Raw genomic sequence first — 13,833 nt, 5'->3', positions numbered from 1 at the left:
GCCGCTGGTGCCGCAGCCGCCCGGAACACAACTCGTGGATCTGACCAGGCAGTTTGCGAAATGTATTACCGTTCCTGAGCACTGGGGATTGTCGGGGAGGGGACACGATGGAGGATGCAGAACCGACGGGACCGCCGGGCCGCGACCAGCTACGGTCGGTGACCGAGCAGCCGCGTCAGCCGCGACGGTCGCCTCGGCTGTTCGGTCGCGGTGACGAGCTGGAGGCTGTCGAGCAAGGCTTGACGACCGACCGGCTGGTGGTGCTGGTCGGGGTAGGGGGCATAGGCAAGACACGCCTCGCTGACGAGGTGGTCAAACAGATGACCGCGGCTCAGTGCTATCCGCCCCAAGGGATCAGGTACGCCGCACTGGACCAGGTGAATGAGGCTGTTGGCCTTGCAGTGGCCGTGGCTCATGCCGTCGGCGTGCATAGCCAGGCTGTGACCCCGGTGGCCCAGCTGCTGCGGGAGCGCCTGGCGAACCAGCGAATGTTGATCGTGCTCGACAACGCCGAGCACCTCATCAACCCAGCGACTGGCCGAAACGCGGTCGGAGAGCTGGCTGCCGACTTGCTGGCCCACTGTCCGAGGCTGCACTTCCTGGTCACCAGCCGTACCCGTTTGGACGTAGTCGACGAACTGGTGATTGAACTCAGCCCGCTCAAGACTCCACATCCCCAGGCGAGCCACGAGCAGATGCTGGCCAGTCAAGCGATGGCGATGCTGGCCGAGTACACCCGGCGACAGCGGGCCGGCCTTGTGCTCGCCGAACTCGGCACGGGGGAGATCGCTGCCGCAGCCTCGTTGTGCCGCAAGGGTGGGGGCATCCCGCTGTACCTGGTGCACCTGGCGGTCAACCGTGCCAGCCGGACGTTCCAGCAGATCCTTGCGGACCTTCTCAACCAGGAGGAGGCCGGAGATCTGGGGATCGCCACGCTGGATATCCCGACCGTGCGCTCGGTGTCCCAGGATCGGCACCGCAGCATGGTGTCGATCCTGGACTACACCTACTCCTTGCTCCCGGAAGCCCAGCAGGTGTTGTGGGCGCGGCTGTCGATCTTCGCTGGCCCATTCGATCTGGACGCCGCGCGCGGCGTTTGCGCCGGGGGAGTCGCTCAAGCGAGACAGGAGCTGACAACACAGGGCACCTGGCCGCGGCGCAGCGTGCTCACCGGGATCGACCTGCCGGCGCAGGAAATCCTGCCGCACCTCACGGACCTGGTCGACCAGTTCTTGTTGCAGATGGACCACCGCACCGGCCGCTACCGGATGATGGTGCCGCTGCGCGAGTACGGCCTGCTGCGCCTGCGCGAGGCGGGGCAGGAGGAACTGCTGCGGGATCGGCACTGGGCCTTCTACTACAGCGTTGTGGCACACAACGCCGACTCGTGGGCCTGTCCCGACGAGGTCGAGATCGTCGTCGGCACCGACGTGATGATGCCGCAGATCCGCGCCGCGCTGAGCTGGTGCGCGAGTGCGCCTGAACGTGCTCTGCAAGGCCTGTGGACGGTGGTGCAGCTGGCCCGGACGCGCTGGCCCTTCCGCTGCGCCGGGCTCCCCGAAACGATCGACTGGATCCGCCGGTTTGTCGACGCCGCGCACGACGCCGACATCGAGATGAGACTGGCAGCGATGGCGGTCACGATCTGGATGATGCAGTGCCAGGGACGTGACGAAGAAGCGGTGGAGTGGCTCAACCGGGCCGGCGACATAGCCGAGGAGGCCTACCGCAGTCGAAACCACCCGAAGCTGCGGTTTGTCACCGCCACCAGCTGGACTCACACGGCCCCGGAGCCGGCGCAGGTCGAGACGATGCTGAAGTGGCTGAGGGAGTCCTACCTCGAATTCGCCGCTGCGGACAACCCCACCGATGCGACCATGGCCTGGTTGATGCTCGCCATCAGCGCGGCACTGCACGCCCCCTACGAGACCGCCAAGGTGATCTGCGCCGAGCACCTGGCCGGTGTCGAGCGCATGGGAGCTCCCTGGTCGCTGTCCTGGGCACAGTGGGCCACCGCCATCGCCGAGATGGGAGCGGGCCACCACACGGAGGCCGATCTGTTGCTGCGCAAGGCAATCGTCACCGCGCAGACCGGGGAGAAACTTGGTGAGGACTGGTGGGGTTTGCCCTGGCTGCTGGAGGCCAAGGCCTGGGTGGAGGCTCTGAACGGCAGATACCTGCGAGCAGCGGAGCTACTGGCCGGGTCCTTGCGGCTACTGGAGTACACCGGTGTCGACATCCACGGTCTCCCGCCGTACAGCGCACGGCGCCGCCGCGCCGAGGAACTGTGCACCGCGAACCTGCCTGCGAAGGTCCACGCCGATGCATGGGCTCGCGGCGAGTCGATGTCCAGGGCAGAGATCCTGGCCCTTGCCGCGCAACCGCCGGCCGGCGATGCCGCAGAGGGGAAGGGCCTGACTCCCAGGGAAATTGAGGTCCTGGATCTGCTGGAGCAGGGGCTCTCCTATGGCCAGATCGCCGAGAAGCTGAGTGTGGGCCGCCGCACGGTCGAAACCCACGTGTACAGACTGACGGGCAAGCTCGGCGTGAGTAGCAGGGAGGACGCCGCGCAATGGCGACGGGAGCACCCGACGCATTAGGCATCCCGGCTCCTCCGGGAGCACCACGAGGCAACGAAAGCGAATGCTTCAGCGAGTGGACATTGGCAGGCAGCACCACACCGAGCCTGCCGATGTCCGGATCCTGAGGGAGAGGAGCTGCTGATGGGGTGGATCGAGACCACCGACGAAGGCCGGGAAGTCGAGCATGACTGGCTGCTCGTTGCCGGCTCCCGCGTCGTTCCCGGCGAAGCTCTGGACTCGTGGCTGCTGTCCAGCAAGGGCGGTGCTGCGATACGCAGCGGCTGCACCTGTGGGTGGCGTTCCACTGCGACGGGGCCGTTGTTGCCGCAGTTTTCCCGGGTGCGCCCTCGCCGAGTCTTACCGTGGCTGGTGAACGCGCTGCGTACCGTCCTCTACACACTGGCCGCGGTGTCGAAGCCCACGGTGCGCGTCGTCCCTCCGAACCTGCCCGCGCCGGTGCGGGCCTGGAGCGACTACCACTTCCGCGTCTGGCAAACCCACCTGGCTGCGGTGGTGCCCAACACCACCGCCGATGAGCCGTACGTTGTCGCGGAGCGTGCCACCTTCGCCCTTCTCCACCACGTTGAACAGTTCAACCAGGCACTGCCCACGCTGAGTTATCTGCGCCGGGTCGAAGAGGCCGTCGAGGCCGCCCGCCTTCTGGCCGTGTCCGCAGCCGAGCGCGAAGGGCACGACCGCGTGACCATCAACTTCGTCTCGGGCGTCCACCGGCGACCGCAACCGCCTGCTCTGGCAACGCAGCCGAGAAGGAGAAGCGGGTCGGCAGGACAGTCTCGCTAGCCCGACTCGCATCACCTCGTCGAGCGTTCTCAGGCCCTCGCCCTGGACGGTGTGGTCAGCCCACCGAGCCGGGCACGGCAACCCGTAGCGGACGCGGGTAGCCGGCGGACATCCCCCCGTCGACGGCCACAGTGCTACCGGTGATGTAGGAGGCCTTGTCAGAACACAGAAAGGCTGCGACTGCGGCGATCTCCTGGGGAGTGCCCAGGCGCCGCATAGGGATCATGTCCCTCGCCGCCTCCTCGGACCCGGCCCCCTGCTGTTGGGTGTGCTCCACCAGCGGTGTCGCTACTCCACCGGGGCAGAGCGCGTTGACGCGGATTCCACGGGCCGCGAACTCCAGGGCTGCGGCCTTGGTCAAGCCCACCACAGCATGTTTGGAAGCCACGTAGGGCGCGATGCCGACGTCCACCCCCATCAGACCCACTGCGGACGAGGTGTTCACGATGGCTCCACCGCCGCCCTGGCTGCGCATCTGCCTGACCTCGTACCGCATGCAGCGCGCCACACCGTGGAGATTGACATCGATGACCTGGCCCCAGTCCTGCTCAGTGTGTTGGTCAAGATCGCAGGCAACACCATCGATGCCGGCGTTGTTGAACGCCAAGTCCAGCCGCCCCCACTCGGCGACCGCAGCCTGCACCGCGGCCTCGACGTCGGAATCCCGGGTCACGTCGGTCCGCAGGAACAGAGCCTGGCCGCCGTGCCCCCGCACCGACTGTGCGACGGCCTCACCGGCGTCAACATCGATGTCGGCCAAGAGCACGAAAGCCCCTTCCGCAGCGAACTCCCGGGCCGCGGCCGCGCCAATCCCAGACGCCGCACCGGTGATGATCGCGACCTTGCCGTCGAGCAGCCCCATGATTGTTCCTCCTGAAGTGGATCTCCGAGCCGCGACGATAGGACACTGATCGACATTCTCACTTCACTAGGTGACTCAGGCTGAAGTTGGCCAGCCCCCTGGCCTGGTGGGCGGCAACCTAGGCGCGCCGCATCCCGGCGAGTCGCACCCCGTCGAGAGAATGATCATCGTGTCGCTGATGCGTTGGTGGTGCGGGCGGCTCGGGCCAATAAACGCGGAGAAAGACGGCGGAGCAGTAGGTGCACCGTCGCCCGACGGCAGGTTGGCGGCTCACTCGGCCGCATTCCGCTGCGACTCGGCGGATTTCGGTGCCGCTCTCCCCGCCGCAGGGCCGGTGTTACGACACTCCGCCTGGGGGAACAACTCGCCGGTCTCCCCTTCGGTCGGAAGCGTCCGGAGTGGACTGTTGGGCCACAGCACCTTGGGGCAGTCGTGGCAGGACCCGCCCTGGTCGGACGTGGTCGGCAGTCGCGGTGGTATCAGTCCGCATACAGATCCTCGTAGCACAGCGGTCTGGCATTGCTGGAGAGCACGATGGTGAGGGCGCCCCACAGGGACTGGTTGCCGGCCGCTGCGGGCACCCTGAACCCAGGATCGGTGGGCACCGCCACGACCGGATCAGGTCGCAGGAGCGTCACCGGATGAATGCCGTGCCCGCCACATCGCGCCAGCCTCGTGCCGGGTCGCCACATCCAGCGTTTTCAAGATCGCGGCGACATGGTTGTTGATCGTGCTAGGGGCACTGTTCAGCCTCTCGGCGATCTCAGGGGTCGTAAGCCCGTCGGCCACCAACGCCAGCACCTTGCCCTGCGCCCCACTCAGCCGGTTCACGGGGTGTACGTAGGCGCCAGATACCTCGCCGGTGACCTCCTCGATAGCGGCGAGCACCTTCGCCCGTCCACGCTCGGTGAGATTGCCCAGGCCCCGGGCTTGAATGTCGGTCACTCCGGCCGCCCGCAGCGACTGGGCAAACTCCAGATCGCGCTGGATCTCGGCGGAGACCGCGTCATCGAAGAAGTAACCCACGGGGACGCCAAAAGCGTGCGCGAGTCCGTGGATGACCTTGAACGTGGGGTTGTCGCGTTCGCCGGAGCGAAGGTGACGGATGTAGCCCGCGCTCACGGGTTCGCCGCAGTGCTGGGCGGCACGCTCGGCGAGGTCTTCGTAGCGCACCATGTTGCCACCTCTGTCCTTGGTCAGCTCAAACAGCCTGTCGAGCTTCTGGGCCAAAGTGGAACCTTCCGCCACGGTGCGGTCCCCCTCATCGTCTCCTGCCCCAGCCGGATGCGCCGCACATGAGGCAGTCATGATCAAGTGTACTGAAGCTTGACAAATAACTAGTTATGCCTATGCTTTCCTCTTGGGAGCGTAACTGGATGCTACGGTCAAGGGAAGTGGTCTCGCGATCGGAAGGTCGTCCGGCGAGGGCTCTCGTGCTGTTCGCGCTGCCTGCTGTCAGGCGCGGCCTTGCCTGTTCGCACATGCCATCAGGGGGTGGGATAGACATCGAGTACCGCACCGCGACGGCGGGTACCCATCCGCATCACGGTCCGCCCTGTCGCCTGGCCTCATCCGGCAACCGGGAGGGGCGATGGCTCAGTATCGCCACTCCGTGCCCGCGGGTGGTCTTGGCGCCGCTCGAGGTCAGGGTCGAGTCGAATTGTGCTCAGGCCTGCGTTCGGTCTTGCCTCTGGTTCTAATCGGGATCTCGCGGTAGTGCTGTGCCGTTCCGATGGGGAGGGATCGTGGCGGACAACGATGACGGCTGGCCACATATGGCAGAAATCAGCCGGAAGCTGGCCGGTGAATGGGTGGTGCCCGTTCTGGCGGTGCTATCTAAAGGTCCCCTGCGGTACACCAGGCTTGCGTCTCGCATTCGTCATGCGGGTCCGGAATCGGGCCGGCCCGAAGGAGAACGCGTTCTTCATGATCGAACACTGACCAATACGCTCAGGTCGATGGAGGCTCGTGGCCTGGTCAGGAGGCATGAGATCGACAGTTCAGTGCCCCCAGTGGTCGTCTACGAGTTGACCGATGCGGCGCGGAGCCTTATCGCGACGATGAGATCCATCGGCAAGTAGAACAGAAGTTACGGGCGCTCCGCCGAATGGCCGGCGGAGCGCCCGTTGCTGCGTTTGATGAGCGAACTCATGGGTTGCTGACGAATTCTTTCGGAGAAAATGCTCGTACGTACCTTGAGGTGCGTGGGGGTCTTCGGTGTAGAACCGGACAACACCGAACTGGCCGGACAAGATCTCAAGGACGAGTGACATGAACTCCAATCGCGGCTTATCACTTCAGCCCCCCGGCGTCTCGACAACCTGGACCCACCCTCGCGTCCCCGGTCCTCCACACCGGTCCCGAGGGTCTCAACCATCGGAGACCGCAGCAGGTCGCCAGCGGTGCCACGCCTGCGGACGTCTGCCGGCTGAACCGCGGGTCGATCGGCTGACTGGATTGCTTGACCGGGACGGATGGGAGGAGATGGTGGTGGAGGTACACGGTCAGGTGCGGCGACGAGCAGCCACGTTGGCACTGCTCATCATCGATCTCGACTGGTTCAAGAGGATCAACGACCAGTTCGGACATCCCGCGGGCGATACCGTCCTCCAGTCCGTAGCCGCAGTGCTCCAGGAGTGCACCCGCTCGGTCGACGTGGTCGGCAGGTACGGCGGACACGGAGGCGACGAGTTCCTGATCCTGGCCCCCGACACCGATCTGGCTGGGGCCCGTACGTTGGCTCGTCGGATCTGCGCCGGTATCACCACCGTCGTCGCCAACGCCCGCAGCGTTCATGGCGCGCCGGTCACCATCACCGGATTGACCGCCTCGGTGGGCATCGCGGTGCCATGCCCGGATGACAACCACGGGCCGGGGGAGTTGATCCGCTTCGCCGATGCCGCGCTGTTGCATGCCAAGCAGTCTGGACGCGGCCTCATCCGCATCGCCACCGTGCCCGCAGCCTCCGCACGAGAGTCCTGAAACAGGTCGTCGAGATCGAAGGGGATGGCCAGATGGAGCACGACCCCAGCCAGGTGCACCTCATTGTGTGCGGCCTGCCCAGCGAGCTGGTCGTCACGGCGGCCCGAGGCGCCGGCCTCGGGTGGTACCTCGAACCGGTCGCTGAGGACCTCCACCAGTTGGCGTGGTTCCTGAGTACGGACCCGCCGCTCATCCGGGGCGGCAGGCACAACGTGGTCGTCTTCACCGAGCACGCGGGCCCGCCAGCGGATCTGGCCCACTGGCTGGCGGCACTGGCCGGAGCGCCGGCCCACGAGCTCACCCTCGTCCTTCTCCGCAACGAACCTCAGCCGAATGAGCCGCCACTCCCGGCCGCGGTGTTGGCCGCACACCCCGAACTGCATCCGGCGACAACCACCTTGCCACCCGGTCGGATCCTGGTCGCCGTCCCTGTGTCGCACGGCCATGCCGCGAGCACCTGGATCACAGCGCTCGTCGCGGCACTGCCCGCTGGACTCGCCGTCGGCCGAGCCACACCGATCGACGAGGCCCAGGCCCAGGTCTGGCGCTATCCGCTGACACTCACCCGGGCACCAGACCCCGTCGATTCGGACAGCGGTCTCGGAGCGCACGTGGTGGTGGTGCTCTCGGCCAGGGACGGCGTCGGAACGACGAGCATCGCCCTGGCCGTGGCGACCTATGTCGCTGCCCAGCACCGCGCCGAGCCGCCACCGCGGGTCTGTGTCGCCGATTTCGACCTCCGGGAGCCGACACTGTCCACTCTCACCATGGCGGCGGAAAGCTCCACACAGGATAGTGGCGCGTTAGCAGGCCGAGTTCAGCGCCTTGCCGCGGTTCCGTTGGACGTGTTCACCCCCGCGAACCCACCAGCTCCCGCCCGCACATCGGCCACCGTGGACATCGGCTCGATCCTGCGAGTCCTGTGCCACAGCTACGACATCGTCCTCATCGATACCCATGCCGTCGACGAGGACAGCCATGAACGGCTGCGCCCACTGATCGAAGCCGCCAGTCAGATCCTGCTCGTCACCGATCCAACGCGGACCTCGGTGCGCGCTCTGGACTCGCTACTCACCACACTGGGCGCCCCGGAGGGACACGCCCTGCCCCTGCGGTACTTGGGGCTGGTGTGGAACCGTATCTATCCCGGTCTCGTCCCGCCTGTCGAGGACCTCCGGCACCACAAGGACCTCCGGCATCTCCAGTACCTGCCCGACACCGGCGTACACCACACCCGCGCAGTCAATCGCGGCACCTACCTCCGGCTCCTGTGGGACTGCCCGGAATGGGCGGCCAGGGTCCATCTGCTTACCGAGGCCCTCTTCGGACCCGACCGCGTCACCCCCATCACCAAGGCAGTCGCCCGGTTGCTGCCGCATCTGCACCGAGACGGTCGCCCGCGTACGGCCTATCGCCTGCGGCGCACCCTAGTCGGCCGGTACCGCCTCCAGCGCGACGCCTGACCCGCCGAACGAGACGAGACGGAGAGACCATTGCGGGCCCAGCAACCGCCGACGACCACACCGCCCTCGGTGTACGCGGTCCGGGCCCTGTGTCGCAGCCACCCAAACCTGGACTCGCTGGCGCTGGCCAAACTCGCCCCGATCGCCGCCGCCGGTCACACCGCGCACCTGGTCCTGTTCATCGCCGACAACACGGACAGGTGGATCGCCGGACAGGAAGAGCCGCCACAGTTCGTGATCCGGTCACGGCTGGCCACGACAATGAGCTGGACCCAGATCCAGGAGCACGTCGCCGACCCGGCCGTGCGGCGGCTGCTGGCGGGACACCACCGCGCCGGACAGATCGTCACCGCACACCTGGTCGGCCTGGCCGAGGGCATGATCCGGCGCATCGTCCGGCAGGTGCGCACACGCGAGTTCGCCAGAACCGTCGTGGCGGACCTCAGCGACATGCTCAACACCGGCCGGGCCGCGGTCGCCCAAGGCATCTGGGCCTACGACCCCGCCCGGCCCAGCGGGGCGCACTACCTGCGCGCCTGGATTGAGGAACACGTCAAACGTGACCTGACTGGCCTGACCTACCAGGTCTCAGTACCCGCTCGCACCCACGCCCGGTTCCTCCGCATGGCGGGGATGCGGGCCACACTCGCCGAGCAGTTGGGGCGCGAGCCAACGGACACGGAGTTGCTGGCTCAACCCGATGCGGTTTTCACCCAGGCCGACATCGACGACGAGCGTCGAACCCGCATGCGGCGGCGTCACACCGGCCTGGGAATGCCATCCCTGATGCGCGGCGTGCGTTCCTCCGAAGTCGGTGCCAGTGAAGTACTGCTGCTCCGGCCCGCGTTCCACGACCGCTCGGACACCCGGAGCGAGGACTGGGAGGAAGAAGCGCTCCAGCGGGTCGACGACCGCGGTGGTGTTGCCACCTCCGGCTGGCGTGTCCTCCTGGACAGCCTCCAACTGGGACCAGCCCAGCGGGACATCATCGCCCGCTCGCTGGGTCTGCCACCGCACGAACACCTGCCCGAGAGCGAGCGAACCGAACGCGCGATCGGCGCGCAGTTCGGGCTCGGGCGCGGTGTCGTGCACAACATCCTCACCACACTGCGCAACGAGATGAGTCAACCCGGCGGGCGGATACACCACCTTGTGGCCGGGCTCAATGACGAGGACCTAGAAGGACTAGGTCTTCAACCTTTCGCCCGGCTCCTCGGGCCGCTGCAGGAGGCAGAGTCCCCACCACGACCGATCCCCGTCATGCTGACCAAGCCCTTGCGACACAACAGATCCGTCACCCCGACTCGCCGGCGTGGACTTCTCGTGCGTTACGAGTGTCACGGCCCTTGCGGTTGGGCGGGCTACGAACGTGCGTCAGGTCCACGCTTCGTCCTCCCGAAAGTGCCTTGTCCAGACTGCGGCAACGGCGCCGTGGCGGTGCAGCACAGAAAAGTAGGCCAATCCATCGGAAGAGAAGCCGGATGACTGTCCACAATAGACAAAAATCTCCATTTTCCGCCCACAGCAACCGTCGGACACCACATCCGATTCGCAGCCTCGGCGCCGCCCTGGACCGAAGAATTCCCTATCACCTGCGAGCCCTGGCCCGGCAGGCATACACACAGAGCCACACCCTCCACGATCTGCCCGATGAAGTATTGGCCGAGCGCTACCAAGAGATCCGCCGCCACCGCCCACGTTCACGGTCCTGGCGCCGGCACATCGGCACGCAGCGCGCGGTCTTCGCAATGACAGCACAGACAATCCGACGGAGTCTTGGCGTCCAGCTCCATCCCGAGCAGTTCCTCGGCGCAGCAGCCCTGGCCTACGGCTACGCCGCGGAGATGCGCACCGGGGAGGGCAAGACCCTCACCGTCGCACTCGCAGCGGCCTATCACGCCCTACCCGGCGCCGGCGTCCACGTAATGACGGCCAACGACTACCTCGCCAACCGCGACGCTGGCCAGCTCGCTCCCCTCTTCGCCACGCTGGGATTGACCACCGCGGCCATCACCGCCACCACCGCAGCACACCATCGGCGAACCGCTTACCGAGCCGACATCACCTACGGCACCGTCAGCGAGTTCGGCTTCGACCACCTTCGCGACAACATGGTCACCGCGGCCCGCGACCGCCTGCAGCGCCGCCCGCACGTCGCACTCCTCGATGAAGCGGACGCGGTGCTCATCGACGACGCCGACACCCCCTTGATCATCACCGGCGACCCCGAACCGGCCTCGCACAACTGGCCGACCCTCATCGCACCGCTCATCCCCACGCTCCAGCCAGTGCGTCACTACGACGGCCTGCTCGCCGACCGGCAACTCGACTTCACCGACGACGGCTGGGCGACCCTCCACCGCGCGCTTGACCTCGACGACCGGAGCTGGCGCGACCCTGAGTTCCTGGCCGCCGCCCAGAACGCGCTACGCGCCGAACTCCTCCACCAGAACGAACGCGACTACCTCGTCGTCGACGACCGCGTCGTGCTCCTGGACCCCCACACCGGACGGGCACTCCCAGATCGGCGCCTCAGCGACGGTCTGCACCAAGCGCTGGAAGCCAAGGAGGGACTACCCGTCCGAGCCGAGCCCCGCACCCTCGCGGCAATCAGCATCCAACGCTACCTACGCCGCTACACTCTCATCGGCGGCCTCAGCGGAACACTTCGCAGGGAAGCGGCCGAACTCCACCGCATCTACCGCCTCCCAGTGCTGTGCATCCCCACCCACACACCCTCAGCACGTACCGACCTGCCCGACCAGCTCTACGCCAGCCACACCGGCCGCACGACCGCGCTGGTCGAGCGCATCGCCGACGCACATCGCGTTGGCCGCCCGGTCCTCGTCGGCATCGCGACCATCCAGGACTGCGAAGCCCTCTCTCGAAACCTGGACCAACTCGGCATCCCCCATGCCGTGCTCACCGCCCGCGACAACGCCCATGAAGCCGCCGTCATCGCCGGAGCTGGTCGACTCGGTGCGGTCACCATCGCCACCGCGGTCGCCGGGCGAGGGACCGACATCCGCCTGGGCGGCGACCCACCCGAAGACCTGGACAAAGTCCGTGCCCTCGGTGGATTACTCGTCCTGAGCGGAGGGCGCGGCAGCACCCGCCGCACCGATGACCAACTCGCTGGCCGCGCAGCCAGGCAAGGCGACCCGGGCACCACCCAGTTCCTCCTCTCCGCCGAGGACGACCTGCTACTGGACAACGCCACCGAGGCTATGCGAGCCCTGGAACCTGAACTGGCCACCACTGGCGGTGAGCCGATCACTGGCCCACATGTGCAGCGCCTCGTCGAGAAGGCGCAAGCCCTGGCAGACACCCGCCGGTACCTGAGTCGCAAGCACCTACTTCGCTACGACGAGATCATCGGCCACCAGCAGGACGCCCTGCACCACCAGCGCAACGAGATCCTGGCGACCCCATTACCTGTGCTCCTGCACCACTTCGCGAACGCCGCCGCCACGACCCTGTGGCTCGACGACGAGAACGCCCTCGCGGCCAGGCTCGTGGCCATCCTCCCGGACAAGTGGCCCAGCAGCAGTCGCTTGAACCCAGATGGCCTCGCAGTTGCTGTGCACGATCTTCTGCTCGCCGCCACGAGCGACCAACCTCCCGAGCACGCCTGTAAGCGCATTCTCACCGCGCTTGACCACGCCTCGGCCCAGCTTCTCGACACCCTGTTGACGTTGCGGGAGGCCAGCCACACCGCGACCTGGACCCGCACCGACCCGGTCGAGGAATTCCGCCACCTCGCCGTCCGCGCCTATCGCGCCGCTCGGCATACCTTCCAACTCGGTCTGCTCCGAGAACTTCTTTTCGACTCACCACAGTGGGCGCTGCCGACCAAACCGGCCAGCCCGCGTTACCTCCCTTGACCCATCCTTCACATCGACCAGCACTCGTCAAGGAGATCGACATGGCAGCCGCACCCGCTGACCCCTGGCACGGCCTCAACGCCTCCGAGGCAGCCTCCGAAACCGCCGCAACAACCGAACACCTCAGTACCACGATCCCCCTGGCCGCACGCCTGCGCGAGCTCCGCCGCACCCCCAACCGGCGCACGGCCGGATACGCCGCGGGCGGGCTCGCCGCCGTGGCCGCGGTCGTGATCACCGGAACCCAGTTCGGCACCCCACCCATAGACGCCACCCTGCGCACTGACGCAGGACCAAGTCAGCTGGAGGGCCCCAGCTCCGTTCCGCCAGCACCCGATGCAAACCCACAACCCCCGACACCACCCGCACCACCGCCGGCCTCTCCACCTGAACCGTCCCCGAAGCCGACCACGACCACACCCAAACCCACGCAGCAACCGCCAGCGGATCCGGAACAAGCCGTCCGGCAAACCCAGACCGAAGCCACCACCAAGCAAGACCGCGGCCAGGCAAGCGCGGCTGAGCACACCCAGTCCGCAGGTGGTGCCACCACCGACATTCGACCTGCAGCAGGCCAAGTCTCCCCGGGGCAAACCAGCACAGCCGGGGCCGCCCCGGATCGCCTGCGTCGGCTGCTCAGCGCAGCAGCCTCCGCCACGCGGCAGACACCGACGCCCAGCACCCCAACGCCCACAACATCGCCACCTCCGACCACACACCCCGCGAGCACAGCCACCAGCCAGCCCGCCCAAACGCAAGCCCCGCAACAACGTGACGTCCAGCCACACCCGCCCGCCTCCCCTCCCACAACCCCCGCAGCCAAGCAGGAGAAGGAGGTGGCACCGCCACCTGCCCACCGACGACCGGACTACCACACGGTGCGCACAGGTCAGACGCTGAGCCAGATCGCCACAACCGCCCGAACCGACGTCGGCGAACTGAAGACCCTCAACCGGCTGACCAACGACCGCATCCACCCCGGCGACAAGCTCCGGCTACACGGCGCCGTTCCCGTCGAACTCCACCGGCCTACCGCACCCTCGATCCGGACACCACGACCGACCCCGGCCAGGCCAGCACAACTCCAGCCGAAGCCGACCCCGCCGGTGCGACCCGCCGCCAAGCTTCCGTCCCTGCTCAACGACCTACTTGGCGCCCAGTCGGGGGATCGCTGTCTCGTACCGCTTCCCGGCACTGCCGCATGCAATCCCGAACAGCGCGGAACCCGTTGACCCAGCAGCGACTCCACCCTGCACCCA

The 13,833-nt window shown here is 67.1% G+C and carries 10 protein-coding genes; 8 read left to right on the top strand and 2 right to left on the bottom strand.

What is annotated here, in order from left to right:
* Positions 1-158 precede the first annotated feature (158 nt).
* Together MZC64_RS23930 and MZC64_RS23925 are read left to right on the top strand one after the other, a co-directional pair.
* Positions 159-2,600, top strand: coding sequence for a LuxR C-terminal-related transcriptional regulator (locus MZC64_RS23930; RefSeq protein ID WP_247759633.1), 2,442 nt, complete (start codon positions 159-161; stop codon positions 2,598-2,600).
* 123 nt (positions 2,601-2,723) lie between these two features.
* Positions 2,724-3,383, top strand: a complete 660-nt coding sequence (locus tag MZC64_RS23925) for a hypothetical protein (RefSeq protein ID WP_247759634.1) — start codon at positions 2,724-2,726, stop codon at positions 3,381-3,383.
* A 55-nt stretch (positions 3,384-3,438) separates the two neighbouring features.
* Here the strand turns inward: MZC64_RS23925 and MZC64_RS23920 are convergent, their stop codons facing one another.
* Entirely contained in the window at positions 3,439-4,245 is an 807-nt protein-coding gene (locus tag MZC64_RS23920) for an SDR family NAD(P)-dependent oxidoreductase (protein WP_247759635.1), read from the bottom strand.
* Positions 4,246-4,863: 618 nt separating this feature from the next.
* Positions 4,864-5,475 carry a LuxR C-terminal-related transcriptional regulator gene (locus tag MZC64_RS23915; protein ID WP_247759636.1) on the bottom strand — a complete coding sequence of 204 codons (612 nt, stop codon included), beginning with the start codon at positions 5,473-5,475 and terminating at the stop codon, positions 4,864-4,866.
* Positions 5,476-5,990: 515 nt separating this feature from the next.
* Here MZC64_RS23915 and MZC64_RS23910 point away from each other — a divergent pair.
* The 6 genes from MZC64_RS23910 to MZC64_RS49155 all read left to right on the top strand — a co-directional run bounded on the left by MZC64_RS23910 (position 5,991) and on the right by MZC64_RS49155 (position 13,806).
* On the top strand, positions 5,991-6,326 hold the full coding sequence (locus tag MZC64_RS23910) for a winged helix-turn-helix transcriptional regulator (protein ID WP_247759637.1): 336 nt from the start codon (positions 5,991-5,993) through the stop codon (positions 6,324-6,326).
* A 190-nt stretch (positions 6,327-6,516) separates the two neighbouring features.
* Positions 6,517-7,227, top strand: coding sequence for a GGDEF domain-containing protein (locus tag MZC64_RS23905; protein WP_282105794.1), 711 nt, complete (start codon positions 6,517-6,519; stop codon positions 7,225-7,227).
* A 32-nt stretch (positions 7,228-7,259) separates the two neighbouring features.
* Positions 7,260-8,690, top strand: coding sequence for a hypothetical protein (locus MZC64_RS23900; RefSeq protein ID WP_247759638.1), 1,431 nt, complete (start codon positions 7,260-7,262; stop codon positions 8,688-8,690).
* A 69-nt stretch (positions 8,691-8,759) separates the two neighbouring features.
* On the top strand, positions 8,760-10,175 hold the full coding sequence (locus MZC64_RS23895; protein WP_247759639.1) for a hypothetical protein: 1,416 nt from the start codon (positions 8,760-8,762) through the stop codon (positions 10,173-10,175).
* The gene (locus MZC64_RS23890; RefSeq protein WP_247759642.1) at positions 10,172-12,574 is read left to right on the top strand and encodes a hypothetical protein; all 2,403 of its coding nucleotides are present in this window, start codon (positions 10,172-10,174) and stop codon (positions 12,572-12,574) included. Before MZC64_RS23895 ends, MZC64_RS23890 begins: the two co-directional genes overlap by 4 nt.
* A 41-nt stretch (positions 12,575-12,615) precedes the next feature.
* Positions 12,616-13,806, top strand: coding sequence for a LysM peptidoglycan-binding domain-containing protein (locus tag MZC64_RS49155; RefSeq protein ID WP_374205786.1), 1,191 nt, complete (start codon positions 12,616-12,618; stop codon positions 13,804-13,806).
* The last annotated feature ends 27 nt before the right edge of the window (positions 13,807-13,833 follow it).

Source organism: Crossiella sp. S99.2, from assembly GCF_023094165.1.
Lineage (GTDB): Bacteria > Actinomycetota > Actinomycetes > Mycobacteriales > Pseudonocardiaceae > Crossiella.
The sequence above is the reverse complement of the archived record's forward strand: the minus strand, read 5'-3'. Positions and strand labels throughout refer to the sequence as shown.